Here is a 23,958-nt window from a genome sequence, read left to right on the forward strand (position 1 = left end):
TAACATTGATAGGAGGCGAAGATGTCACCAGCGGTAATCTTCAACATCCACCTTGCGCTCGGCTATGTGCCCTGGCTGCTTTTCTTCGCGGCCTATATCTGGCCAAGGCTGAAGTCGATGGAGCCGATCGAGGCGCAGCGCGCCATCGCCATGCTGCACAGCTTCCGCTTCTTCGGGCTCGTTTTTCTTATCCCGGGCGTGGTCGGCTCCGACCTTGCTCCTGGCTTCGCAAGCTTCGCCGCCTATGGCGATTTCGCCACCGGCCTGCTCGCCATGCTGGCGCTGCTTGCGGTGACAAGGCCCGCGATCTTCTGGCCGCTCATCGTCGCCTTCAATGTCGTGGGCGTGGTCGACCTTGTCGGCGACTACTACCATGGCGTCATGCTCGACCTTCCGGGACAGGCCGGACAATTGGGCGCGACTTACGCGATCCCGATCCTCTACGTGCCGCTCTTGATGATCACGCATGCCGCGGCGTTCTGTCTGCTGGCGCGTTCAAGGCGCCATCAGCTGGCAGCGACCTAATACATGGGCGTCGCCATGTGCTTGGGCGCCGGCCATTCGCTCGTGATTTCCGGCTGCACCGGCCGCTCGAGATAGGTCGACAGCACGACATAGCTGCGCGTCGAGGTCACGCCGGGCGTATCGTAGAGGCGGGCCAGCAGGCCCTCCAATGCCCGCGTATCCTCGGTGCGCACCTTGAGCAGCATGCAGGTGTCGCCGGCGACCGTGTGGATCTCCTCGACCTCCGGATATTTGGAGACCGCCATCAGCTCCGGCGTCTTGCCCCAGCCCCTGGTGTCGATATGCACGAAGGCAAGCAGCGGCTTCTTCACCGCCCTCGGATCGATGATCGCCGATGTGGCGCGGATGGCGCCGCTGCGCTTCAGCCGCTTGACCCGCTCATGCGCCGCCGGCGGCGACAGGCCGACGCATTCGCCGAGCTCGGCATAGCTGATGGTCGCGTCCTCGACGAGAACGCCTAATATCTTTCGGTCGACGGGGTCGATCTCGCGGGCCGGTTGCTTGTTCCGCTGAATGTCATCTGTTTCTGCGTCCATATTGAAATTCTCCATTGCTGCGGAATTCAATTCGGCCATTATGATGATATGTCGAACGGCAATCAATCAGCAATCATGACCGCGGCGCCCCGCGCGCCAATCCCGGCCGCCGCCTATCTGCTGACGGGCTGCATCGCCGTCATCGGCTCCAACTCGCTGGTTCTGGGCCCGATAGCGCCCGCCGTCGCGGCATCCTTCGGCGCCAGCGTGCCGGCGGTGATGACGGCTGCCGCCGCCTTCGGCCTTGGCACGTCGGCCAGCGCGCTCTTCCTTGCCCGCTACATCGACCGGATCGGCGCGCGCCGCATGCTGCAGGGCGCATTGCTGTTGCTGGCTTTGGCGCTGGTCGCCAGCTCCCTGGCACCGACGGTGACGATCTTGGTGGCCGCCCAACTCGTCGCCGGCGTTGCGGCAGGCATTGCCATGCCGGCGATCTATGCCAGCTCGGCCGCGATTGCGCCGCCCGGCCGCGAAAGCGGCACCATCGGCGTCGTGCTGACCGGCTGGACGCTTTCCATGGTCGCCGGCGTCTCGTTGTCGGCGGTCCTCGCCGATCTCATCCACTGGCGCGCTGTCTTCGCGGCTGTGGCGTTGCTTGCTGGCGCGGCCGTTGCCGGCGTAGCGATGAGCTCAATGCACGACGCCAGAAGAAGCGGTCCCGCGCCGTCGCCGCTCGGCGCGCTCGCCGTTCCCGGCATCGTCCCGCTGCTCATTGCCTGCGGCGCCTTCATGACCGCCTTCTACGGCGTCTACGGCTATCTCGGCGATCATCTCCACGAAGCCCTCGGCGAGACGGTCAGCGCCAACGGCCTAGCGGCGGTCGCCTACGGCCTCGGCTTCGGCGCGGCCGCTTTGCTCGATGGCGTCATCGACCGCCTCGGCGCCCGCCGTGTCATGCCCTTCGCCTATCTGTTGGTCGCCGCCGTCTATGTCGCGATCGCGCTGGCGAGCGGCGGCTTCGGCCTGCTCATCGCGACGATCGCCATCTGGGGCCTCGCCAACCATTTCGGGCTGAACGTGCTGGTCATGCGGCTCACTGCGCTCGACCCGTCGCGGCGCGGCACCATCATGGGCCTGAATAGCGCGGTCACCTATCTCGCCGTCACCGTCGGCACGGCAGGCTTCGGCCCGCTCTATACGAGTCTCGGCTTCGCCAATTGTGCGCTGATCGCAGCCGGTCTGATGTTGGTGGCGGCCGGCGCCGCGGCATGGCGGCCGGTCGGCCCCCGGTAACGGCTCTGCCTCACTCTTCGCTTGCGGCCGCAATACCGTTTCGCACTTTCCCTGGAATTGCTCTAAGGCTGGCTTGCGAACCGGAGTCGCAGCCGATGAAGACGAGCCTTGAAGTCACCGCCGAGCCTTTGCCGCAGGATCTCGCTCTCCTGGGCGGGAGCCTCTCCGCCTTCAACGATGCCGATGTCGGCGGGTCGGGCCGAAAGTCGCTGGCCGTTTTCGTACGCGACGAAACCGGCGTCATCGTCGCCGGCATTTCCGGCTATACCGCCTGGGGCTGGCTTTATGTGCAGTGGCTATGGGTCGACGACAGGCTGCGCGGAAGAGGCGTTGCCGCCGGCATGCTCGACGCCGCCGAACGGGAGGCTATCGCGCGCGGCTGCCACGGCGCCTGGATCGACACTTTCAATCCAACCGCTAAGAAGGTCTACGAGCGCCAGGGCTACAAGCCTTTCGGCGAGCTGCCGGATTTCCCGGTCGGCCGCCGCCGTGTCTTCCTGCAGAAGAGGTTGGCTTAACCGGCGAGCTTTCCGCCGCGCATCGGCTCTGGCGCGCCGGTGGTGCTTGGAAAGCTGATCGGCAGGCCGCGCAGCACGCGCACGGCGAGGAAAGCAAAGCACTCCGCTTCCACCGCGTCGCCCTTCCAGCCAAGCGTCTCGGCCTGCACCACTTGGACGCCGGCGCGGCTTTCCAGCATCGCCATCATCGTCGGGTTGTGGCGGCCGCCGCCGCTGACCGCGAGCCGCTTCGGCCGGCGCGGCAACAGGTCGAGCGCCTTGCCGACGGCCGAGACCGTGAAGGCCGTCAGCGTCGCCGCGCCGTCCTCGGCATTCAGCCCGTCGGCCATCGCTGCGGTGAAGTCGAAGCGGTCGAGCGATTTCGGATAGGGCTTCGTCAGATACGGATGCTGCAAGAGCCCGGCGAGCCGTTCTTCGTCGACCTTGCCGGCGGCCGCCAGCCTGCCGTCGCGGTCCATCTCGCCGAGGCCCTTCGCCTTGATGAAATCATTGACCGGCGCATTGGCCGGACCGGTGTCGAAGGCGACGATATTGTCCTCGCCGTCCCACCAGGTAATGTTGCCGACGCCGCCGAGATTGAGCACGGCGGTGTCGCCGCTCGGGTCGGCTTCTTTCAGCAGCGCCGCATGATAGGCGGCGGCCAGAGGCGCGCCTTGCCCGCCGGCCGCGACATCGGCCGAGCGGAAATCATAGGCGACTTTGGTTCCGAGCAGCGAAGCCATCAGCTCGCCATCGCCGAGCTGGCGAGTCCTTCCGATCTTGCCAGGCTGCGGGGCGCGATGCAGCACGGTCTGGCCGTGGAAACCGACGATGCCGATATCGGCCATGCTCATGCCCTGGCTTTCGACGAGATCCTTGACCGCCGCCGATTGCGCACGCGTCAGCGCCTCTTCAGCTTCGCGGAAGATCGCCGGTTCCGGTCGCTCGAAATTCCAGGCGCGCGCCTGGCGCAGCGTCTCTTCGAGCAACGCGCGGATCGACTGGGGGTAAGGAGCCAGCGTGTATGTGCCGGTGTCGGCGATGCGCTCGCCGTCCGTCTTGATCAGCGCCACGTCGATATTGCCGTCGAGCACCGTGCCGGTCATCAGGCCGACGGCCCAGATTGGTTCCATGGTCGTCCCTCGAATCGTCGTTCAACCACGTGTCGGACGGATCGGCGCAGCAGGCAAGTCTTTCACCGTGCCCGTCCAGGCGGCCTTTTGGGCCAAATGGCGAAAATCGAGCAACCACGTTCTTGCCTCTTGCCGCCGAAGGCGCGAGCCTGCGGACCGGGTATCGAGCTCTCAAGGAGGAAACGCCATGGCAGCCAAAGTCGCAGTGATCGCGGGCGCCGGCTCCGGCTTAAGCGCCTCGCTGGCGCGGCTTCTCGCCAGAGCGGGTTTCGGCGTCGTCCTTGCCGCGCGCAACGTCGACAAACTGGCCACGCTGGTCAAGGAAACCGGCGCGCTGGCCGTCGAAACCGACGTGTCGGACGCGGCCTCCGTCGAGCGGCTTTTCGAGACGGTCGACAAGGCCGGTCCACTCGAAATCGCCGTCTTCAACGCCAGCGGCCGCACGCGCGGCCCGATCGCCGAACTCGACGCGGAAGCGGTCAAGCAAGCCCTGCTTGTCGGCGCCTATGGCGGCTTCCTGGTCGGCCAGCAGGCGGCGCGCCGGCTTCTTGCGCGCGGCTCCGGCTCGATCTTGTTCACCGGCGCCACGGCAAGCCTCAAGGGCTTCTCCGGCTCGGCCGGTTTCGCCATGCCGAAATTCGGTCTGCGCGGGCTGGCGCAATCGATGGCGCGCGAGCTCGCGCCGAAGAACATTCACGTCGCGCATTTCATCATCGACGGCCAGATCGAGCCGGCCGGACAAGCGACCGAGCCTGACCGGCCGGATCGTCGCCTCTCACCCGACGCGATCGCCGAGACCTATCTCGCCGTCCATCGCCAGCACCGCAGCGCCTGGAGCTTCGAAGTCGAGCTGAGGCCCTGGGTTGAGACGTTCTGACGACTCATGGCGCGAACCGCAGAACAACGCGCCCGGCCGCGAGTTGGTTATTTTAGAAAGTATGCATATTTCGTGAAGCCACTTTAGCGATCTGCAATGTAAAAAGGCGCAAAGTAAAAGACACCTTTACTTAACTTCGGCGTGCATACTGCGAGTTGGTCAGAATTGTTGTCCGGCTCTCCTGCACGAATTGAGAATGGGCATGCCGCTTACACGTCGCACGCTGTTTGCAGCCGGAGGCGGAGGACTGCTGATCGCGCAGGCGCCGGCCGTGGCCACGCCGGCTCAGGCGCAAGACGCTCCAAAACCCGTCGTCAGCGACAACAAGCTGCGCATCGCCATGCCGGCCTTCGCGTCGGATCCGTTCTTTCCGGCCGACGGCTCTGGAGACGGTGGCATCGATATGGATCTTGCGCGCGGCATAGCCGCGGAGCTTGGCGTCGAACCGGTGCTCGACCGGTCCGCCGTAACTTTCGACGCCATGGTGCAAAAGCTGACCACCGGTGAGGTGGACCTGGCGATCGGCAAGCTCAGCCGCACCCTTCAGCGCGGTCGCTCTATCCTCTATTCGCGGCCTTACGCCATGCTCCACCAAGGGCTGCTCGCAAACCGCGTGAACCTGGCGCGCATCGCGCAAGGCAAGCCGCCTGAACAGATCATCCGCGATTTCTCCGGCGATCTCGGCGTGATCGAAGGCTCGTCCTTCGCCAGCTATGCGGCGACGACCTTCCCGCACGCCACGATCCGGCGCTTCGCGGGCTGGAATACGGTCATCGATGCGATCCGCAACGGCACGATCGACCTCGCCTATCGCGATGATTTCGAGATCAAGAAGCTGATGGTCGACGATCCGTCGATGACGGTGGTCGCGCGCTCGATCACGCTGACGGACAAGGTCGATACGATCGCGGTCGGCGTGCGGCCGGACAATCCGCGTCTGGCGGCCTTCGTCGATCTCTATCTTGATTTGGCGCGAGGCCAGCAGGTCCTCAACACCGATGAGATCATCGCGCGCTATCGCCAGGGGAGCAAAGCCTGACAATGGCCGTCTCGGATGCAGCCGCACCCATGCCGTTCGATTGGCGCCTTGCGGCAAAGCGCATTCTGCGCTCACCGGCGATGACGATCATCATGATCCTGGCCGGGATCCTGTGCGGACTCTACTATCCGGCCTTTGCCCATGCGATCAGCCCCGCGGCGCAGGTCTATCTGAATTTCCTCAAGATGGTCGTCCTGCCCTATCTGGTCTCGTCCGTGATCTTCTCAATCACCGCGATGGTCCAGGACCCGAAATCGGTCCGCTATCTCGGCAAGGTCGGCATAGCGGTGCTGGTCGTGTCGTTCCTCGCCGTGCTGGTCAGCGGCAGCTATTCGCTGATCCTCAAGCCCGGGCAGATCGAGAACCCGCAATCGCGCATCGAGCTCGGCGAGTTCATCAATTCCCAGGGCAGCGTCTCCACCGATCTCGCATTCCCGTTCCAGCCGCCGCCGTCCACCGGTAACCCGCACGGCGAACATTCGATCTTCCTGGATCTGGTACCAAACAATGTCTTCAACGCGCTGGCCTCGGGCCAGACTATCCAGGTCCTGTTGTTCTGCCTGCTGTTCGGGCTGGCGATGGGCAAGATTCCTCAGCCCTCGTCGCTGAGCCTCTCACAGGCGCTCAACGCGGTGTACCGGGCCTGCACGGTGCTGACCAACTGGTTCGTCTGGGGATTGCCTTTCGCGACCTTCGTCCTGATTGCCGACCAGACCGCGTCGACCGGCACCAAGCCGCTGATGCTGATGGGCGGCTATCTGCTGGTGATGGGTCTTTCCTGCCTGACATTCCTCGCCGGCGCGTTTGCCGTCATCGCCATACGCTCGCGGCGAAGCTACTGGGCCACGATCAAGACCCTTCAGCCGCTTCTGATGGTGGCCATCACGACGCGGTCCACCGTCGCCTCGCTGCCCTGGGTCATCAACCTTTTGACCGAGCGCCTGAGGTTCAACCTCGTGGTGGTCGAGCTGCTCGTGCCGTTGCAGGCGGCGCTGCTGCGAACCGGCCCGGCGCTGGTCTACACCTCGGGCACCCTGTTCATCGCCCAGCTCTACGGCCATCAGCTGGCGATTCCGGACCTCTTGCTTATCGGCGTCGTCTCCGCGCTTCTGGCGCTGACGACAGGCGGCATGGGCAGCCTGCTCATCTTGTCGCAGATGTCCATCGTCTGCGGCTATCTGAAGCTTCCCTTCGAGGCGGCGTTCGCCCTGTTCGTCGCGGTGGACGCGGCCGTGGACACGCTGATGACGCTGTCCAGCGTCTCCACCGTGGCCGCAAGCACGGCAATGATCGCGCCCAGCCATCGGGAAGCGGCGCTGAGCGCTGAAACCGTCGCGCAAGAGCTCGAAGCCGAGCCCGTACGATGATCGACGACGGCATCCGTCCCCAGCTCGGCATCATCGGCGGTCTCGGGCCGCTGGCATCGGCCGACTTCTACTTCAAGCTCACCCGGATGACCGAAGCGCTCCGCGACAACGAGCATGTGCCTTGCGTCATCCTCAGCGTGCCGCAACTGCCCGACAGGACCGAAGCGATCCTCAGCAACCATGACGCGCCGCTGGCCCCGCTGAGGGCTGCGGTCTCGACGCTCAACGCGCTCGGCGTTGCCTGCATCGCCATGCCCTGCAACACCGCCCATCATTGGTATGACAGGCTGGCGGCGAACTCGTCAGCCGAGATCATCCACATCGGCGATGCGGTGGTGGCGGAGATCCGCCGCAGTCTGGACCGGGGCAGGGTTGCGAACCTCGCAACGCGGGGCACCCTGGTTTCCGGTTTCTATCAGCACAGGATCTCGGCGGCGGGATTCGACCTCTGCCTTCCACAGGACGCCGAGTTTCAGGAGCGCGTCGACAGCGCGATCATGCTCGTCAAGGCCGGGTCGATCGCGGAAGCCGCGGCCGAGACCGAGCGCGCGCTTCATCTCGCGCAGCTGGCCGGCGCCGATGCAGCGCTTCTCGGCTGTACCGAATTGTCGGTCGTGGCGGCCAGCCTCGGCGACACGAACGGATTGATCGTCATCGACAGCAATGCGGCCCTGGCGCGAGCCAGCCTGACACGATTGGGCTTCGGCGTTCAGGAAGCGCGGGGCCTGCCGACAGTGCCTCGCTTGCGGGGAAATGGTCGACCGACCTGGCTTGCCGCGCAGCAGGCCTCGTAAGCGTCGCCGCTGCGCGATCAAAACCGGCTTGCGAGCAGCCGGTGTTCTCCAAGGCACAATATCTTTGAGAGAATATTTTCCACCTCCCGTTTGAGAGGAAAAGCGCTTCTTTGCCCAGTCGGGCAGCATTGGTGATGCTGATATCGAGGCTTCGCATCCCGCCAGGCCAAAATGATTTCAGGATCGCAAGGAACGCACCATGTCCGGACGCGGCAACGCTTCAAAGTCTCTCGTTACGTCAATCACCAGGCGCGCCGGATTGGCGTTACTTCTCGCCACGACATTGGCCGTGATCGGCCTTGGCGCGCCATCGCCGTCCTTCGCCGAGGACAAGAAGTCAATCAAGGTCGGCATCATCAGCGGCGAGGATGAGGATGTCTGGCGCGTCGTCACCGCCGAGGCGGCCAAGAAAGGGCTGATCATCGAGACCGTCGTCTTCAACGACTATACCCAGCCCAACGAGGCGCTGGAGCGCGGCGAGATCGACGCCAACGCTTTCCAGCACAAGCCCTATCTCGACAACCAGATCAAGACGCAAGGCTACCACATCGTGCCGGTCGGCTATACCGGCGTCTGGCCGATCGGCCTTTATTCGAAAAAGCATGCCAAGGTCGCCGACCTGCCGGAAGGCGCGGTGATCGGACTGCCGAACGACCCGTCCAACGAAGGTCGCGCGCTGCATGTGCTGGAACATGAAGGCCTGATCAAGCTCAAGGACGGCACCGGCATCCTGGCGACCACCGCCGACATTGCGGAGAACCCGAAGAAGCTTGAGATCAAGGAACTCGACGCCGGCATCGTCGGCCGCTCGGTGGACGATCTCGACGCCGCCGTCGTCAACACCGACTGGGCGCTGAAGAGCGGCCTCGGCCCCGAAAACCGCATCGCGCAGGAGCCGGTGGCAGATAATCCCTACCGCAACTTCATTGCGGTCAAGGCCGGCAACGAGAACGAGCCCTGGGTGAAGACGCTCGTCGCCTCCTATCAGAACGATACGGTCAAGGCCGAGTTCGACAAGGTCTACAAAGGCACCGGGATCAGCGCCTATTGATCGGCGCCTGGCTGGCAGAAATGGACGGCCCGCGGTTGAGCGGGCCGCCGTCGCGTTTGCGCGGCACTGAAACGGACATAGAGATGAACCAGCATGTCACGGCCGAACGCGCCGATCGGGTCCGCATCCAGCCGACCGGGCGGGAAGACGTCGTCTGCCTCGTCGGCCTGAAGCGCCGCTTCGGCGCGACAGCGGCGCTCGACGGCGTCTCGCTCACTGTGCGGAGGGGCGAGATCCTCGGCATCATCGGCCGCAGCGGCGCCGGCAAATCGACGCTGATCCGCTGCCTGAACGGGCTGGAGCGGCCCGATTCCGGCGAGGTCTTCATTGAGGGCCGCGAGATCGGCCGTCTGAGCGAGCGCGAGCTGCAGCCGCTGCGCCGCCGCATCGGCATGGTATTCCAGCACTTCAATCTTCTGTCGGCCAAGACCGTCGAGGAGAATGTCGCGCTGCCGCTCAAGATCGAAGGCCGCCCGCGCGCCGAGCGCCTGGCACGCGCGGCGGAGTTGCTGCGCCTCGTCGGCTTGTCGGAGAAGGCCAAGGCCTATCCGGCGTCGCTGTCGGGCGGGCAGAAGCAGCGCGTCGGCATCGCCAGGGCGCTTGCCGCCCGACCGGCACTGCTCTTGTCGGACGAGGCGACCTCGGCGCTCGATCCGGAGACGACGCGCTCGATCCTCGCTCTGCTGAAAGACATCAATTCCACGCTCGGTCTCACCATCCTGCTGATCACGCATGAGATGGAGGTGATCCGTTCGATCGCCGATCGGGTGGCGGTGATCGATGCCGGGCGCATCGTCGAGGAGGGCGCCGTCTGGCAGGTCTTCGCCACCCCGAAATCGGAGATCACCCGCAGCCTGCTCGGCGGCATCCGGCCGCAATTGCCGCCCGAGATCGCCAGCCGGCTGGTTCCGGGCGAAGGCGCGGAAACGATCCTCCGGATCGATGTCGCCGGCGAGGCCGCGCGCGGCGCCTTGCTCTCCGACCTCGCCGTGGCGGCGCCGGGCCGGTTCCGCCTTGTGCATGGCGGCGTCGATCATGTCCAAGGCCAACCCGTCGGCACGCTGTTCCTGGCCGTTGCCGGCGCCGAAGCCGCGCATCTTGGGCGGGTTACGACATTCCTGAAGGACCGCGGCGCGCGGGTGGAGGTGCTTGGCCATGTCGCCGGTCCTGTTTGAACTCTTGCTCCGTTCGATCTGGGAGACGGTGCTGATGACCGGCGCGTCCGGCCTCATCTCGCTGGTCTTCGGCCTGCCACTCGGACTTGCCCTGGTCGCCACCGATCGCGGCGGCATCGCCGAGAGCCTTTGGGTCAACCGTAGTCTCGGCGCCGTCATCAACGGCTTCCGTTCGGTTCCTTTCATCATTTTGCTGGTGGCGCTGATCCCGGTGACGCGGCTGATCGTCGGCACCTCGATTGGCACATGGGCGGCGATCGTGCCGCTGTCGATCGCCGCCACCCCCTATTATGCCCGTATCGCCGAAGTCTCGCTGCGCGAGGTCGATCACGGGCTGATCGAGGCGGCGCGCGCCATGGGAGGCAACCGCTGGACGATCATCCGCGAGGTGCTGGTGCCGGAGGCGCTGCCGGGCATCGTCGCCGGCTTCACGGTGACGCTGGTGACGCTCGTCGGCGCCTCCGCCATGGCCGGCGCCATCGGCGCGGGCGGTCTCGGCGACCTCGCCATCCGCTACGGCTACCAGCGTTTCGAAACCAGCGTGATGGTCGCGGTGGTCGTCGTGCTCATCGTGCTCGTCTGCGGCATCCAGTGGATCGGCGACCGCCTCGTCGCTCGGCTGGACCATCGCGGGTAGCACCGGATGCGAACGCAATTTGCCGCAAAAGCCGGGAATTGAGCGCCGGCTTGCTCCGTTTGCAGTGACATTGGTTGGTGCGTTTCTTCACCGGCAATGGCCCTGATGTCATCGTGCGGCTGGGTTGCAAGTCTCGCCGAGAGGAGCCTGTCCATGGCAAGAATAATTCCGGTGCTCGATCTCGACCGCCTGGAGCAGGGCGCATCGGAACTGCGGACATTCTTGTTCGATCTGCGTACCGCCGCCCGCGATGTCGGTTTCTTCTATTTGAGCGGCCACGGCATCACGCAGCCGGAGATCGACGCGGTGCTGGGCGCCGCGCGCCGCTTCTTCGCCTTGCCGGAAGCCGACAAGCTCGCCATCGAAATGGTGAAGTCGCCGCAGTTTCGCGGCTATACGCGCGCCGGCGGCGAGCTGACCAGGGGCAAGGCCGACTGGCGCGAGCAGCTCGACATCGGCGTTGAACGCGCGACCATTGCGCAAGGGCCGGGCGTGCCGGCCTGGACCCGGCTGCAGGGCCCAAACCAGTGGCCCGCCGCGCTCCCCGATCTGAAACCGGCGCTGCTTGCCTGGCAGGCCAAGGCGACCGATGTGGCGATCCGGCTGCTCAAGGCCTTCGCGCTGTCGCTCGACCAGCCGGAGGACGCCTTCGATCCGATCTATCGCGGCGAACCGAACCATCGCATGAAGATCGTGCGCTACCCCGGCCGCAATGCCACCGGCGACGACCAGGGGGTGGGCGCGCACAAGGATGGTGGCTTCCTCACGCTTCTGCTGCAGGACGAGAACAAGGGCCTGCAGGTCGAATATGACGGCAGCTGGGTCGATGTCGACCCGATCCCGCGAACGCTGGTGGTCAACATCGGCGAGCTGCTTGAACTCGCCTCGAACGGCTATCTCAGGGCTACCGTGCATCGCGTCGTCACGCCGCCTGCCGGCGTCGAACGGATTTCGGTGCCGTTCTTCTTCAGCGCCCGGCTCGATGCCACCATCCCGCTGCTCGATCTGCCCGAAGAACTGGCGACCGAGGCGCGCGGCCCGGCCAGCGACCCCGACAATCCGCTCTTCCGCAATGTCGGGACCAATGTGCTGAAAAGCCGGCTGCGGTCGCATCCCGACGTGGCGCGGCGTCACTATGCCGACCTCCTGGAAAAAGCGCCGGCCGCAGGCTGACAATTTCCCGACGATTGAGCGAGATTTTTTCGCGATTTCGATCTTTTTTGGAATTCCGTTCGTCGAAAATACGCGGTTCAGGCCCCAAATAAGGGGCATCGCTCGGTGTTTTCCTCCCATTGCGCCGGGCGATGTTCCCCTCTGAAGGTTATGACCTTCATTCTTGGCCGGGCCGCTTTTGCGCCCGGCCTTTTTCATGAGCGATTGCTCGACGTGCTGGAGAGCCTGATCCAGTCGGAGTCTGCGGAAGGCTGAAGGCTTTTCCCCTCTCCCCTACGGAGCTTGAGAGGTTCTCGCGGCCCGTGTTACAGCGCGCGCATGATCGATTATGCAGGCGAAATCCTCATCCTGACCGGCCCGCCCGGTTCGGGGAAAACCACTACGGCCGAGGTTCTCGCGCGACAGCCCGGGTCGCCCAAGGTCCATCTTCACGCCGACGATTTCTGGCACTTCATCAAGAACGGCGCGATCGCGCCCTATCTGCCGGAAGCCCACCGGCAGAACGAGGTGGTGATGGACGTGCTGGCGAATGCCGCGGACGGCTATGCCGGAGGCGGCTACTTGGTCATCGTCGACGGCATCATCGGGCCTTGGTTCCTGCCGCCGTTCAGGGCGCTCACCACGATCTTGCACTACGTCGTCCTGCGCCCAGCCGTCGACATCGCCGTCGAGCGCTGCCGGCGGCGTGGCGGCGACACGCTGACCGATCCCGGGCCGATCAGGGCGTTGCACGAGCAGTTCGCGGCATTGGGCGAGTTGGATCGTCATGCGCTCGCGACAGACGGGCTCGATCCGCTTGAAACGCAGGAAGCGGTCGTCGCGGCGCTGGAGAGCGGAGCGTTTCGGCTGGCAGGTTGATGTTTTCTCGCATGGCACGCTGCCGGTCCCATCGACGATCACGCTCCTTATGCGACGAAGCCGCGATGACGGGCATTTCTCGGCCTGCGGGTGCGGTCGGCCTCGACTATCCGCTTGGCAAGCGGTGCTGCGTCGGGCCAAACTGATCAACCTGCACGCCTGCCTCAAGGAGACATCGAAATGACCGCCAACGTTTTTTCCGGCTGCATGCCGGCGCTGATGACGCCTTGCACCGATGACCGCCTTCCCGACTTCGACGCGCTGGTGCGCAAGGGGCGCGAGCTGATCGCTGCCGGCATGTCGGCCGTCGTCTATTGCGGCTCGATGGGTGACTGGCCGCTGCTGACCGACGCGCAGCGTATGGAAGGCGTCGAGCGCCTGGTGAAGGCCGGCGTCCCGGTGATCGTCGGCACAGGTGCCGTCAACACGGCCAGCGCTGTCGCGCACGCCGCCCATGCGCAGAAGGTCGGCGCGCGAGGCCTGATGGTGATCCCGCGCGTTCTGTCGCGCGGGCCCTCGGTGACGGCGCAGCGTCATCACTTCAAGGCGATCCTCGCCGCCGCGCCCGACCTGCCGGCCGTCATCTACAACAGTCCCTATTACGGCTTTGCCACGCGCGCCGACCTCTTCTTCGCGCTGCGCGCCGAGCATCCGAATCTCGTCGGCTTCAAGGAGTTCGGCGGCCCGGCGGATCTGCGCTACGCGGCGGAAAACATCACCAGCCGCGAGGACGACGTTGCGCTGATGATCGGCGTGGACACCGCCGTCTTCCACGGCTTCGTCAATTGCGGAGCATCCGGCGCCATCACCGGCATCGGCAATGTGCTGCCGAAGGAAGTGCTGCATCTGGTCAGCCTCAGCCAGGCGGCGGCCAAGGGCGATGCCGAAGCGCGCCGGCTGGCGCAGGAACTGGACGCGGCGCTGGCCGTGCTGTCCTCTTTCGACGAGGGTCCGGACCTCGTGCTCTATTTCAAGCACATGATGGTGCTGAAGGGTAATCCCGAATACAGGCTACACTTCAATGAGACGGATGCGCTGAGCGACAGTCAGCGCGGCTATGCCGAGCAGCAGCTCGAGCTGTTCGACACCTGGTACGCCCAATGGTCGAGGCAGCCGGTAATGGCAAGATACGCGGCCTGAATTGACATCTCGGCCGGGACGAACAGGCCGGTGTTTCGCACCGGCCTGCTCGCACGATCGCTCATGCGGCCTTGACCTTCAGCTCGTCCTCGCCGCGCACCATCCTGGTCACGCCCGCGAAGTCGAGCTTGCCGGAGCCGAGCACCGGCACCTTCGGCACGACGCGCACTTCGGCCGGCACCATCAGGTCCATGGCTCCGTCGGCCTTGGCGAAGGCCAGGAACTCGGCGCGGGTGGCGCCGGACGCTTCGGTGATGAGGATCAGCTTCTCGCCCTTGCGCGCGTCCGGCACCGTGGCGACGGCCGACAGCGAGCCTTTCCACAATTCGCCGGCCAACGCCTCGACCGCGGCAAGAGAGACCATCTCGCCGCCGATCTTGGCGAAACGCTTGGCGCGGCCGCGGATCGAGATGAAGCCCGCATCGTCGACCGTGACGACGTCGCCGGTGTCGTGCCAGCCGTCCTTCAGCGGCTCGATCACCCCCGGATTCTCGGCGCGCAGGTAGCCGGCCATGACGTTCGGCCCGCGCACCAACAGCCGCCCGCCTTCGTCGACGCCGGGCACCGGCTCGAGGCGATATTCCATGCCGGGCATGATTTTGCCGACGCTGCCCGATTTGTTGTACATCGGCGTGTTGATGGCGATCACCGGCGCGGTCTCGGTCACGCCGTAGCCTTCCAGGATGCGCAAGCCGAACTTCTCCATATAGGTTGTGCGTGTGGCGGCCTTGACCGGTTCAGCGCCGGCGAAGCAGTAGCGCACCGAGCGGAAGTCGTATGGATGCGCCGTGCGGGCATAGCCGGAGAGGAATGTGTCGGTGCCGAAGATGATCGTCGCGTTCGACCCGTAGATCAGTTCCGGCACGATCCGGTAGTGCAGCGGCGAAGGATAGAAATAGACCGGCACGCCGGAGATCAGCGGCAGCACGGTGCCCGCCGTCATGCCGAAGGAATGGAAGATCGGCAGCACGTTGAACACCTTGTCGCCCGAATGGAAGTCGATGCGTGAGGCGGCTTGGGCGGCATTGGCCAGGATGTTGCGGTGAGTCAGCACCACGCCCTTGGGCGTTCCTTCCGAGCCGGAGGTGAACAGGATCGCCGCGGGGTCGTCCGCCTTGCGCGCCACCCGCGGCGTCACCTTGCGCAACAGCCCGAGCAACTTGTCCTTGAGGCCGATGGTGGCGCGCAGATCGTCGAGCCAGACGATGTCGATGGAGCGGCCGATCTCCTCCACCACCGGGCCGAGCTTTGCCTGCTCGACGAAAGCGCGGGAAGTCAGCACGGTCCGCACCTCGGCTGCCTTGCAGGCCGACAGGATGTTGGCGGCGCCCGCGGTGAAGTTGATCATCGCCGGCACCTTGCCGGCCGACATGACGCCGAGCAGCGTCGCGCAGGAGCCGTTGGCGTTGGGCAGCATGATGCCCAGCGTCTGCTGTCCGGCATAGAGATGCTCGAACTTCTCGCCGAGCACCGCGGCGGCGGTGAGCAGCTTGCCGTAGCTCAGCGAGCCAGTGACCGGATCCTGCACCGCAAGCTGTTTCATGCCGCGCTCGTGCGCCGTTTCGATGATCTTCTGAAGCACCGTCTTGCCGATATCCTGGGTGCGGAAGACGAGATCCGACATTACCTGGTAAAGCGCCGAGCCCGCCGCGGCGCGCCGCTGGCGGCCCTTCAGTTCCTGCGCGACTTCGAGCTTTACCGGCTCCAGGATGGTCACCTTGACCTTCGGGAACAGGCGGCGGCGCACATGCTGCGAGGAGAGCCGCGAGAAATAGCTCTTTTCCAGCCCCTCGATGCGCACCGGCACCACCATCGAGCCGGTCTTGTCGGCAACCATAGCGGCGCCGTCATAGACCTTCATCAGACCGCCGGTGACGGTGATGCGGCCTTCCGGGAAGATGACCAACGGATCGCCACCCTGCACGATCTTGATCAGTGTACGGGTCGACATTGGCTTTGCCGGATTGAGCGGCAGCGCGCGGGCGAGCTTCATGAACGGCTTCATCCACCAGGCCTGGGCGATCGTGTAGTCGATGGCGAAGACCGGCTCCTCGTCGGTCAGCGTCAGCGCCAGCGGGCCGTCGAGGAAGCTGACATGGTTGAGCGCAAGGATCGGCGCCTTGCCGGCCGCCTTGAGATTGTCCAGCCCCTCGACTTCCAGCCGCAGGAAGGCGCGGAACAGGATCGAGACGAAATCGCGGAAGGGGTTGGTCGGCAGGAATTTCAGCATCAGCCAGGCGGCGATCGCGTTGGCGACGACGAGGCCGAACAGGATGCCCGCGATGGAGACGCCGGCGGCCTGGATCGCGGCGACGAGGGCGCCGCCCACCGTCATGAAGCCGGCATTGACGATGCTGACGGCGGCAACGACGCGGGCGCGGCGCGCTTCCGGCGACCAGGCCTGCACGGCGGCGAAGGTCGGCACTACCAGGAAGGCGGCCGCGATCGCCATGCCGGCGAGGTCGATGGCGACGCGGATGGTGTTCGGGCCGGCGAAGAAGGCGGCAAGCGTCTCGGCTTGGGGCGAAGGCTGCATACTGCCGATAGTCCAGGCAAGATGCAGGCCGAACAGCGCCATCAGCGCGGTGCCGACCGGCGCTGGGAGCAGCACCATGCGGCCCTGCGACATCCAGGCGGCGATAGCCGAGCCGATGGCGATCGAGACGGCGAACACCGCGAGATAGGCTGTGACGGCGATCTCGTTGCCGCCGAGCGAATCCTTGATCATCGCCGGCAGGATCGAAAGCACGATGGCGCCGACCAGCCAGAACCAGGAGGTCATCAGGCCGGCGCGCCAGATGCGCGTCTCGGTCCGCAATTCGGCGACCTGGCGCCATGTCGAGCGGAAGATGTTCTTGTCGATGGCAAGGTTGGGGGCGGCTGAACCGGTGGAGGGGATGTAGCGGCTGACCAGCCAGCAGCCGACGGCCAAGGCCATCATGATAGGCCCGAACACCGCAACTCCGATGCCGTCGGCGGACACGACGCCGCCGGCGATGGTGCCGCCGAGGATCGCGGCGAAGGTCGCCGACTCGATCCAGGCATTGGCCTTGGGCAGTTCCTTGCGTTCCAGGTGATCGGGCAGGATGCCGTATTTGATCGGCCCGAACAGCGCCGAGATGATGCCGAACATCAAGAGCGCCGTCATCAGCACCGGGATCGACGACAGCGCGATGCCGGCGACGGCTACGGCGGCCGCGGCGATCTCGGTGAATTTCAGCCGGCGGGCGATCAGCGCCTTGTCGAAGCGGTCCGCGATCTCGCCGCCCAGCGCCGAAAGCAGCAGGAAGGGCGCCATGAAAATCGCGCCGGCCAGCGTCACTAGCGAGGCGGCTTGATCCTTCGCCAGCGTGAACAGGATGAGGAACACCAGCGTGTTCTTCAGGAAATTGTCGTTGAAGGCCGAGAGGAATTGCGTCCAGAAAAGAGGCGCGAAGCGCCGCGACATCATCAGATGGGTGTTCATGGCAATTTCCATTGGGCAAGTCCGGCTGGCAGCCCGATTGGACTGAGCGGACACTTGCGCGGTTTGAGCCTTTTTATCGGGAAGCGGTTAAGCTTCGTTACTGCAATTCAATCCAATCCATTTGTTTCTTGTTCTTGGTGCATGGAATCTGTCGTCCATGATCGGTCTCCAGGCCTTCCGGGCACTCGACTGTCTGCGGGCTTGGCTGTCGGCAAGCATCATCGATATGGTCCTTTCGTTTCAGGGTGAGTGTGGCTCGGTGCAGGCTTGTTTCAGGTCGGATACATTCTTGAACATCGTTCATAGTGGCACCATAGCACATCGTGAACACCGTTCAAGAGAAAAATGAACGGCGTTCATACGCCGGATCGATAGGTCTGCCTCGGAATTACCGGCGGCAATCGAGCACGTTGCCGGCTAGCCGCATGAGGAAACGCTTCGGCTGAGCGGTACTGTCAGGAGAGCAGCGGAACATTAGACAAAGTCTCGATTTTGCGACGGCTCGAGTTACACCAGCGCGTTCGCAAACGGCTATCAATCGACGCGACGTGCGCCGCGAGGACATCGGGACCTGGGCGCGGGCGCCGATATCAAGCTCATCCGGGCCGAGGCGGGGACGCCAGGCGCCGCCGAGTGAGAATTTGCCAAAGTTGCGGCGTTGCTCAGGACGGTTTTTCGCTGATCACCTCGAACCGCTCGACCGTGCAGTGCTCGCCGACAAGCGTCAGCGCGTCCGTCGAAGGTGACATCGCGTCGGGCTGTTTCCATTGAACCATGAAGGAATACACAAAGTGATCGCGATCGGTGTCGTGTTCCATACCTACGAAACGCGCCGCATAGCCGAGCGGGCGTACCATCTCCTGAAGGTCCGGCGGTGAATTCTTGGGCCAGGAGACCGAGATGACGGCCTTATGGTCGCGCGAGATCTTCAGATCGACCCATTTCAGCGCTTGCAGCGTCACCAAAGTCAGCACCGTCGCGATCGCGCCGAGGCCATACTGGCCGCCGCCGAAGGCAAGGCCGATCATGGTCATGATCCACATCGTGGCGGCGGTGGTCACCCCGGTGACGAGATCGCCGCGCCTCAGGATGGCGCCGCCGCCGATGAAGCCGACGCCGGTGAGCACGCCGAGCGCGAAGCGCATCACATCCAGGCGCACGAAGGAATCCGGCGCCTTGCCGGATACGTCGAGCAGCATGTTGGCCTGGACCATGGCCACGCAGGCCGCCAAACCGACCAGGATGGTCGTGCGCAGCCCGGCGGAATGGCCGCGCGCCTCGCGATTCAAGCCGATGAGAAAGCCTGCCAGCAGTGTGACCAGCAGCCGCCCGACAAGGTCCGGCCAGCTCGGGTGAAGCGGCATGTCGCAGCAAAGCGTCTCGAACATGGTCCCGATGGGGCGCTGAAAGGTCGCCGCGCCTCAGTTTCGCCTGCGACGTTCAACTGGCGGAGCCGGTGATGGTTCCTTGGCCCAAGCCCGGGTTTTCGCGGACGACAACCTTCAATGGGCAGCGAGGCTGACCACCAGCGCCAGCACCACGATGCCGACCAAGCCTGCGATGAAGATGATGCGCCGCGCGCGCGTGTGCAGGATGATCTCGCCCTGCCGGGCATTCTGGCCGGAGAAGACCGGCCCTTCGTCGTCGCGATCCTTGCTCATGAATGCTCCCCCTGGATGGATGCGGAAGGTCTCTGAGCAGGAATCAATTTGTGGGCTTGAAGTTCCGCCCGTTTCGGCGCGGCGAATGCCTCGCGACCGGGATCGAACCGGTCGCGGGGCATTGATCGGCTCAGCCGAATTTCGGATCCAGGCTGCCCGACTTGTAGCGCTTGGCCATCTCCGCCAACGGGATTGGCTTGATCTTCGGCGCGTTGCCGGCGGTGCCGAACTGCTCGAAGCGTTCCTTGCAGAGCTTTTTCATCGCGGCCATTGCCGGCGTCAGGTATTTGCGCGGATCGAATTCCGACGGGTTCTCGGTCAGCACCTTGCGGATCGCGCCTGTCAGCGCCATGCGGTTGTCGGTGTCGATGTTGATCTTGCGCACACCATGCTTGATGCCGCGCTGGATCTCTTCCACCGGCACGCCCCAGGTCGGCTTCATCTGGCCGCCATATTTGTTGATGATCTCCTGCAACTCCTCCGGCACCGAGGACGAGCCGTGCATGACCAGATGCATGTTGGGCAGGCGGCGGTGGAACTCCTCGATCACGTTCATCGCCAGCACCGCGCCGTCCGGCTTGCGCGAGAATTTGTAGGCGCCGTGGCTGGTGCCCATGGCAACCGCCAGTGCGTCGACGTGGGTGTCGCGCACAAACTGCTCGGCCTGCACCGGATCGGTCAGCAACTGGTCATGGCTGATCGCGCCTTCGACGCCGTGGCCGTCCTCCTGCTCGCCGCCGCCGCTTTCCAGCGAGCCCAGCACGCCGATCTCGCCTTCCACCGACACGCCGCCCCAATGCGCCATGTCAACGACGCGCCGCGTGATCCCGGAATTATAGGCATAGTCGGCCGGCGACTTGCCGTCTTCCTTCAGCGAGCCGTCCATCATCACCGAGGTGAAGCCATACTGGATCGCGGTGACGCAGGTCGCTTCGTTGTTGCCGTGGTCGAGATGCATGCAGACCGGGATGTCGGGATGGATCTCGACCAGCGCGTCGATCAACTTGGCCAGCACCACGTCATTGGCATAGGCGCGCGCGCCGCGGCTGGCCTGCAGGATGACCGGCGACTTGGTCTCCTCGGCCGCCTCCATGATGGCGAGCCCCTGTTCCATATTGTTCATGTTGAAGGCAGGCACGCCATAGCCATGTTCGGCGGCATGGTCGAGCAATTGTCTCAATGTGATGCGAGCCAACGAATAGTCTCCCGTATCTGGTTCGAGCCCGTGTTTGAAAAGGCCGCCCCGGCGGGCGGCCTTGTTGCTTCTGGCCGGATTTCGAACCTATCGCAACCTTTTGAAGCCTCTTCGGCCGCAATTCTTGTTGCAGGGCTGAAATCAGGCGCGTTCGGACTTAGGCGGCGATGCGTGCGCGCGCGGCGAGGATGTCGACGCAAGCCTTGGCGGCTTCCTTGCCCTTCACGGCGAAATGCTCGTGGAAGAAGCGGTGATGCTCGGCGCTGTCATGGTAGTTGTGCGGCAGCAGCACCGCCGACAGCACCGGCACGCCGGTCACGAGCTGCACGTTCATCATGCCGTCAATGACGGAGCTTGCCACGAAGTCGTGCCGGTAGATGCCGCCATTGACGACGAAGGCGGTGCCGAGGATCGCCGCATAACGGCCGGTCTCGGCGAGCGCCTTGGCGTGCAACGGGATTTCATAGGCTCCCGGCACGTCGAAGACCTCGACGGCAAAGCCGCCGAGCACGGCAAGCTCCGCCTCGAAGGCGGCCACGCACTGATCGACGATATCGGCATGCCAGCGCGCCCGGATGACGGCGACACGACGAACAGTATGGTCTTTGGGGAAATGCTGATTCATGGGTCCTTCCTTCCGTTTCGAACCAGAATCAGGACGCACGACGCAAAAAAACGCGGTCCGCGCGAGCGGACCGTCTTCTGCGATCGTTCTCTTCCATCCGGACTGTAACCGTCGGCTCCGGAATCGCACCGGATCTGCTGACCCTTCCGATAGGCTGGAAGGCGCTCGCGGGCTTGGGCCGAAACCCCTACCGCCGGTGGGGACTTTCACCCCGCCCTGAGAACATTAACGGCGGTTTTATGGGAGAGGAGGGTGGCGCTGTCAATCGACGAGTGTCCAATCGAAGGATCGCGGCGCTGCAGGACCAAGGTTCCTCGCCCCACGAAATGGGGGGAGGAGGCTCGGCGAAGCCGAGGCGGAGAGGGAAGCGCCCTACGAAGGCCCCCTCTCCGTCCGCTTCGCGGACACCCCCCCGCCTTTGGTGGGGGCGAGGAACCCAAGCATAGATAGGTCGGCGAGACAGCGTCCCCGTCCTACTGGACATCCCCTCGCGGAGGAGATCAGCTAATTACCCGCGTTCCGGGAACATCGCCTTCAGCCCCTCGCGCGAGGCTTTCGCCACACCGCGCTCGGTGATGAGACCCGTCACCAGCCGTGCCGGCGTCACGTCGAACGCCGGGTTGGCCGCCGGCGTAGCATCCGGCGAGACCCGCACCTGGGCGACCTTTCCGTCAGCCGTCTTCCCCCACACCAGCGACACCTCGTCGCCCGAGCGCTGCTCGATCGGGATCTCCTTCAGCCCGTCGGCCACGGTCCAGTCGATGGTGGGCGAGGGGAGCGCGACATAGAAGGGCACCTCATTGTCGGCGGCTGCCAGCGCCTTCAGATAGGTGCCGATCTTGTTGCAGACATCGCCATTGGCGGTGGTGCGGTCGGTGCCGACGATCACCATGTCGATGTCGCCATGCTGCATCAGGTGGCCGCCGGCATTGTCGACGATCAGCGTGTGCGGCACGCCGTGGCCGGCCATCTCCCAGGCGGTCAGCTGTGCGCCCTGGTTGCGCGGCCTCGTCTCGTCGACATAGACATGGACGGGAATGCCGGCCTCGGCCGCCAGATAGATCGGCGCGGTGGCGGTGCCATAGTCGACCGTCGCCAGCCAGCCGGCATTGCAATGGGTCAGGATGTTGACGGTCTCGCCCGGCTTCTTCTTCGCCGCGATTTTCTTGATGATCTCAAGCCCGTTCTCGCCGATGGCGCGATTTAAGCCCACATCCTCGTCGGCGATCTCGGCGGCCCGCTTGTAGGCCGCTTCTGCGCGCTCTTCCGGCGCCAGCGGCTTGAGGAACCGCTGCATCTCGTCCAGCGCCCAGCGCAGATTGATCGCCGTCGGCCGTGTCTTGTGAAGGGTCTCCCACACCGCGTCGAGCGCTTCGTCCGACGGATCGTCTGTCATCTGGATGGCGACGCCATAGGCGGCAGTGACGCCGATCAGCGGCGCGCCGCGCACCCACATGTCGCGGATCGCTGTTGCGATGCCGGCGACGGTTCCGATTTGTTCGATGCGGAACTCATGCGGCAGCCAGCGCTGGTCGATGATCTCGACCGACCGCTTGTCGTCGCTGAGCCAGATGGTGCGATAGTGACGTTCGCCGACGTTCAAAGGCTCTTCTCCTGTTCGATCAGCGCGGCCAGATTGTTGACCTCGTCGATGCTGTGGATCTGGCGCCGGTTGACTGCGATATGGCGTCCGAAGCGCAAAGCCTTGGCCTCACATCTGGCGCGCAGATCGGCATTGGCAATGGTCTCGAAATCGGCATTGTGGGCCAGCCCGAGGATGCGCCGGTGCACCTCGATGCCGGCAAAGCCGAGCAGGTCGGTCCAGATGGCGTGCAGCATGTGGTCGAGCGCCTGCTCGGAGCCGAGCAGGTCGCCCTGATCCTCGAACAGGCTCCTCTGGTAGAGGATGCCGCTGCGCTCGGTCCGCCACAGATGCGAGAACTCGGCGCGGAAGGTCGCCCAGGTCTCGGCCGTGACGCCGAGCAGATAGGCGCGCATGGAGTCGCGGCTGCCTTTCTCCTCGTGCCCGCGCTGCGAGAAGAAGGCCATCCAGAAATTGGCGAGCAGCATGCCGACATCGAAGGCGATCGGGCCGTAGAAGGCGAACTCCGGATCGATCATCCGGGTCTCGGTGTCCGTCACCATGATCGAACCTGAATGCAGGTCGCCATGCAGCAGCGTCTCGGCATTGGCGGCAAAAAGATGCTTCAGCCGCTGCGCCTCGACCTTGAGGTCGCGGTCGGCGCGCAGCTCGGCGACCAGGCCATCGAGCTGCGGCGAGGTATGCCGGTTCATCTTGGCGTCGAAATAGGGATCGGAGAACACCAGATTCTCGGTGATGTCGCAGAGCTCCACATTGTCGGCGAACAGCGCCAGGTCGGCCTTGCGCTCTTTCGTCACCATCGAGAGATCCGAGCCGCGGAACAGCGTGCGGGCCATGAACAGGCCGATGTCGCGCGCGATGTTCGGCAATTCACGGCCATCGATCAGCGCGCGCCTCAGAATGACGTGCGGCGGCGCCAGATATTCCATGACGATCAGCGCCTGGATCTCATCGAAATGATAGATCGCCGGCACTGAGCCGGGCGCACGACGCTCCTGCCGGGTCAGCGCATGATATTCGAAGAAGGAGCGTTTGAGCGGCAGCGGCCAGCTGTCGCCGACCAGCCGGACATAGGGCAGCGCCTGTTTGACCACCGCCGCGCCCTTGTCGCCTTCGACGATGAAGACGAGGTTGAGGTTGCCGTCGCCGACCTCACGCACCTTCCAGCGGCTGGCATCCTTGCCGATCCGCTCGGTCAGCGCCGCGGTCCCGCCAAGGCGCTCCGGCAGCGTTTCCACCGACAATGCTTCGAACTTTCCGGTCATGTTCTCCCCTCCTGCACGTGGTTTCCGACGATAGCGGAGCCACGGCGGCGGGGCCAAGCTAGGAAGCGCTCTGGCAAATGTCAATCGTGTTGACAATTGCCGAATGAG

Annotated in this window: 22 protein-coding genes and 1 riboswitch; of the genes, 13 read left to right on the top strand and 9 right to left on the bottom strand. The window is 64.7% G+C overall.

Going from position 1 to position 23,958, the window contains the following annotated elements; all coding sequences use genetic code 11:
* Window positions 1–21 precede the first annotated feature (21 nt).
* Window positions 22–525 carry a hypothetical protein gene (locus P9273_RS19540; protein WP_278050371.1) on the top strand — a complete coding sequence of 168 codons (504 nt, stop codon included), beginning with the start codon at window positions 22–24 and terminating at the stop codon, window positions 523–525.
* Here the strand turns inward: P9273_RS19540 and P9273_RS19545 are convergent.
* Complete coding sequence (locus P9273_RS19545; protein ID WP_278050372.1) at window positions 522–1,061, bottom strand: Lrp/AsnC family transcriptional regulator; 540 nt, start codon at window positions 1,059–1,061, stop codon at window positions 522–524. The genes P9273_RS19540 and P9273_RS19545 overlap by 4 nt on opposite strands.
* A gap of 48 nt (window positions 1,062–1,109) precedes the next feature.
* Between P9273_RS19545 and P9273_RS19550 the strand changes: the two genes are divergently transcribed.
* Window positions 1,110–2,294: an MFS transporter gene (locus P9273_RS19550; RefSeq protein WP_278050373.1), complete on the top strand. Its 1,185-nt coding sequence runs from the start codon at window positions 1,110–1,112 to the stop codon at window positions 2,292–2,294.
* A 95-nt stretch (window positions 2,295–2,389) separates the two neighbouring features.
* Window positions 2,390–2,812: a GNAT family N-acetyltransferase gene (locus P9273_RS19555; RefSeq protein ID WP_278050374.1), complete on the top strand. Its 423-nt coding sequence runs from the start codon at window positions 2,390–2,392 to the stop codon at window positions 2,810–2,812.
* Here P9273_RS19555 and P9273_RS19560 read toward each other — a convergent pair.
* A complete protein-coding gene (locus P9273_RS19560; protein WP_278050375.1) occupies window positions 2,809–3,924 on the bottom strand; it encodes an anhydro-N-acetylmuramic acid kinase in 1,116 nt (371 codons plus the stop codon). The genes P9273_RS19555 and P9273_RS19560 overlap by 4 nt on opposite strands.
* A gap of 187 nt (window positions 3,925–4,111) precedes the next feature.
* Here P9273_RS19560 and P9273_RS19565 point away from each other — a divergent pair, with 187 nt between their 5' ends.
* The 10 genes from P9273_RS19565 to P9273_RS19610 all read left to right on the top strand — a co-directional run bounded on the left by P9273_RS19565 (window position 4,112) and on the right by P9273_RS19610 (window position 14,035).
* A complete protein-coding gene (locus P9273_RS19565; protein ID WP_278050376.1) occupies window positions 4,112–4,801 on the top strand; it encodes an SDR family NAD(P)-dependent oxidoreductase in 690 nt (229 codons plus the stop codon).
* Between the two features lie 202 nt (window positions 4,802–5,003).
* A complete protein-coding gene (locus P9273_RS19570) occupies window positions 5,004–5,840 on the top strand; it encodes a substrate-binding periplasmic protein (RefSeq protein ID WP_278050377.1) in 837 nt (278 codons plus the stop codon).
* A 2-nt stretch (window positions 5,841–5,842) separates the two neighbouring features.
* Window positions 5,843–7,207: a dicarboxylate/amino acid:cation symporter gene (locus tag P9273_RS19575; protein ID WP_278050378.1), complete on the top strand. Its 1,365-nt coding sequence runs from the start codon at window positions 5,843–5,845 to the stop codon at window positions 7,205–7,207.
* Window positions 7,204–8,001, top strand: coding sequence for an aspartate/glutamate racemase family protein (locus P9273_RS19580; RefSeq protein WP_278050379.1), 798 nt, complete (start codon window positions 7,204–7,206; stop codon window positions 7,999–8,001). The genes P9273_RS19575 and P9273_RS19580 overlap by 4 nt, the downstream gene beginning before the upstream one ends.
* Window positions 8,002–8,200: 199 nt before the next feature.
* On the top strand, window positions 8,201–9,052 hold the full coding sequence (locus P9273_RS19585) for a MetQ/NlpA family lipoprotein (protein ID WP_278050380.1): 852 nt from the start codon (window positions 8,201–8,203) through the stop codon (window positions 9,050–9,052).
* Window positions 9,053–9,135: 83 nt separating this feature from the next.
* The gene (locus tag P9273_RS19590; protein ID WP_278050381.1) at window positions 9,136–10,227 is read left to right on the top strand and encodes a methionine ABC transporter ATP-binding protein; all 1,092 of its coding nucleotides are present in this window, start codon (window positions 9,136–9,138) and stop codon (window positions 10,225–10,227) included.
* On the top strand, window positions 10,208–10,864 hold the full coding sequence (locus P9273_RS19595) for a methionine ABC transporter permease (RefSeq protein ID WP_040998199.1): 657 nt from the start codon (window positions 10,208–10,210) through the stop codon (window positions 10,862–10,864). The genes P9273_RS19590 and P9273_RS19595 overlap by 20 nt, the downstream gene beginning before the upstream one ends.
* A gap of 153 nt (window positions 10,865–11,017) precedes the next feature.
* The gene (locus P9273_RS19600; protein ID WP_278050382.1) at window positions 11,018–12,037 is read left to right on the top strand and encodes an isopenicillin N synthase family dioxygenase; all 1,020 of its coding nucleotides are present in this window, start codon (window positions 11,018–11,020) and stop codon (window positions 12,035–12,037) included.
* 318 nt (window positions 12,038–12,355) lie between these two features.
* Window positions 12,356–12,895 (top strand): ATP-binding protein, encoded by a 540-nt coding sequence (locus tag P9273_RS19605; RefSeq protein ID WP_442920241.1) that lies wholly within the window; start codon window positions 12,356–12,358, stop codon window positions 12,893–12,895.
* A gap of 180 nt (window positions 12,896–13,075) precedes the next feature.
* Window positions 13,076–14,035, top strand: coding sequence for a dihydrodipicolinate synthase family protein (locus tag P9273_RS19610; RefSeq protein ID WP_040998096.1), 960 nt, complete (start codon window positions 13,076–13,078; stop codon window positions 14,033–14,035).
* Between the two features lie 61 nt (window positions 14,036–14,096).
* On the opposite strand, the gene P9273_RS19615 is transcribed toward P9273_RS19610, so the two are convergent.
* From P9273_RS19615 to mtnK, 7 genes are all read right to left on the bottom strand, one after another.
* Window positions 14,097–17,501 carry an acyl-[ACP]--phospholipid O-acyltransferase gene (locus P9273_RS19615; RefSeq protein ID WP_278050383.1) on the bottom strand — a complete coding sequence of 1,135 codons (3,405 nt, stop codon included), beginning with the start codon at window positions 17,499–17,501 and terminating at the stop codon, window positions 14,097–14,099.
* 662 nt (window positions 17,502–18,163) lie between these two features.
* A complete protein-coding gene (locus tag P9273_RS19620) occupies window positions 18,164–18,889 on the bottom strand; it encodes an MgtC/SapB family protein (protein WP_278050384.1) in 726 nt (241 codons plus the stop codon).
* Window positions 18,890–19,003: 114 nt separating this feature from the next.
* A complete protein-coding gene (locus tag P9273_RS19625) occupies window positions 19,004–19,162 on the bottom strand; it encodes a peptide ABC transporter permease (RefSeq protein WP_278050385.1) in 159 nt (52 codons plus the stop codon).
* Between the two features lie 130 nt (window positions 19,163–19,292).
* Window positions 19,293–20,357 carry a class II fructose-bisphosphate aldolase gene (gene fba / locus P9273_RS19630; RefSeq protein WP_278050386.1) on the bottom strand — a complete coding sequence of 355 codons (1,065 nt, stop codon included), beginning with the start codon at window positions 20,355–20,357 and terminating at the stop codon, window positions 19,293–19,295.
* 157 nt (window positions 20,358–20,514) lie between these two features.
* Entirely contained in the window at window positions 20,515–20,982 is a 468-nt protein-coding gene (locus P9273_RS19635; RefSeq protein WP_040998090.1) for a 6,7-dimethyl-8-ribityllumazine synthase, read from the bottom strand.
* Between the two features lie 81 nt (window positions 20,983–21,063).
* Window positions 21,064–21,210: riboswitch (FMN riboswitch) on the bottom strand.
* A 280-nt stretch (window positions 21,211–21,490) separates the two neighbouring features.
* Window positions 21,491–22,585 (bottom strand): S-methyl-5-thioribose-1-phosphate isomerase, encoded by a 1,095-nt coding sequence (gene mtnA, locus P9273_RS19640; RefSeq protein WP_278050387.1) that lies wholly within the window; start codon window positions 22,583–22,585, stop codon window positions 21,491–21,493.
* Window positions 22,582–23,850, bottom strand: coding sequence for an S-methyl-5-thioribose kinase (mtnK, locus tag P9273_RS19645; protein ID WP_040998086.1), 1,269 nt, complete (start codon window positions 23,848–23,850; stop codon window positions 22,582–22,584). Before mtnK ends, mtnA begins: the two co-directional genes overlap by 4 nt.
* Between the last annotated feature and the right edge of the window lie 108 nt (window positions 23,851–23,958).

Source organism: Mesorhizobium sp. WSM4935, assembly GCF_029625735.1.
Taxonomy (GTDB): domain Bacteria; phylum Pseudomonadota; class Alphaproteobacteria; order Rhizobiales; family Rhizobiaceae; genus Mesorhizobium.

What these genes read in the sequence shown, in the direction of transcription:
- P9273_RS19540 (WP_278050371.1), top strand. Translation starts at nt 22, where the DNA reads ATGTCACCAGCGGTAATCTTCAACATCCACCTTGCGCTCGGCTATGTG.
- P9273_RS19545 (WP_278050372.1), bottom strand. Translation starts at nt 1,061, where the DNA reads ATGGACGCAGAAACAGATGACATTCAGCGGAACAAGCAACCGGCCCGC.
- P9273_RS19550 (WP_278050373.1), top strand. Translation starts at nt 1,110, where the DNA reads ATGTCGAACGGCAATCAATCAGCAATCATGACCGCGGCGCCCCGCGCG.
- P9273_RS19555 (WP_278050374.1), top strand. Translation starts at nt 2,390, where the DNA reads ATGAAGACGAGCCTTGAAGTCACCGCCGAGCCTTTGCCGCAGGATCTC.
- P9273_RS19560 (WP_278050375.1), bottom strand. Translation starts at nt 3,924, where the DNA reads ATGGAACCAATCTGGGCCGTCGGCCTGATGACCGGCACGGTGCTCGAC.
- P9273_RS19565 (WP_278050376.1), top strand. Translation starts at nt 4,112, where the DNA reads ATGGCAGCCAAAGTCGCAGTGATCGCGGGCGCCGGCTCCGGCTTAAGC.
- P9273_RS19570 (WP_278050377.1), top strand. Translation starts at nt 5,004, where the DNA reads ATGCCGCTTACACGTCGCACGCTGTTTGCAGCCGGAGGCGGAGGACTG.
- P9273_RS19575 (WP_278050378.1), top strand. Translation starts at nt 5,843, where the DNA reads ATGGCCGTCTCGGATGCAGCCGCACCCATGCCGTTCGATTGGCGCCTT.
- P9273_RS19580 (WP_278050379.1), top strand. Translation starts at nt 7,204, where the DNA reads ATGATCGACGACGGCATCCGTCCCCAGCTCGGCATCATCGGCGGTCTC.
- P9273_RS19585 (WP_278050380.1), top strand. Translation starts at nt 8,201, where the DNA reads ATGTCCGGACGCGGCAACGCTTCAAAGTCTCTCGTTACGTCAATCACC.
- P9273_RS19590 (WP_278050381.1), top strand. Translation starts at nt 9,136, where the DNA reads ATGAACCAGCATGTCACGGCCGAACGCGCCGATCGGGTCCGCATCCAG.
- P9273_RS19595 (WP_040998199.1), top strand. Translation starts at nt 10,208, where the DNA reads ATGTCGCCGGTCCTGTTTGAACTCTTGCTCCGTTCGATCTGGGAGACG.
- P9273_RS19600 (WP_278050382.1), top strand. Translation starts at nt 11,018, where the DNA reads ATGGCAAGAATAATTCCGGTGCTCGATCTCGACCGCCTGGAGCAGGGC.
- P9273_RS19605 (WP_442920241.1), top strand. Translation starts at nt 12,356, where the DNA reads ATGATCGATTATGCAGGCGAAATCCTCATCCTGACCGGCCCGCCCGGT.
- P9273_RS19610 (WP_040998096.1), top strand. Translation starts at nt 13,076, where the DNA reads ATGACCGCCAACGTTTTTTCCGGCTGCATGCCGGCGCTGATGACGCCT.
- P9273_RS19615 (WP_278050383.1), bottom strand. Translation starts at nt 17,501, where the DNA reads ATGAACACCCATCTGATGATGTCGCGGCGCTTCGCGCCTCTTTTCTGG.
- P9273_RS19620 (WP_278050384.1), bottom strand. Translation starts at nt 18,889, where the DNA reads ATGTTCGAGACGCTTTGCTGCGACATGCCGCTTCACCCGAGCTGGCCG.
- P9273_RS19625 (WP_278050385.1), bottom strand. Translation starts at nt 19,162, where the DNA reads ATGAGCAAGGATCGCGACGACGAAGGGCCGGTCTTCTCCGGCCAGAAT.
- P9273_RS19635 (WP_040998090.1), bottom strand. Translation starts at nt 20,982, where the DNA reads ATGAATCAGCATTTCCCCAAAGACCATACTGTTCGTCGTGTCGCCGTC.
- mtnK (WP_040998086.1), bottom strand. Translation starts at nt 23,850, where the DNA reads ATGACCGGAAAGTTCGAAGCATTGTCGGTGGAAACGCTGCCGGAGCGC.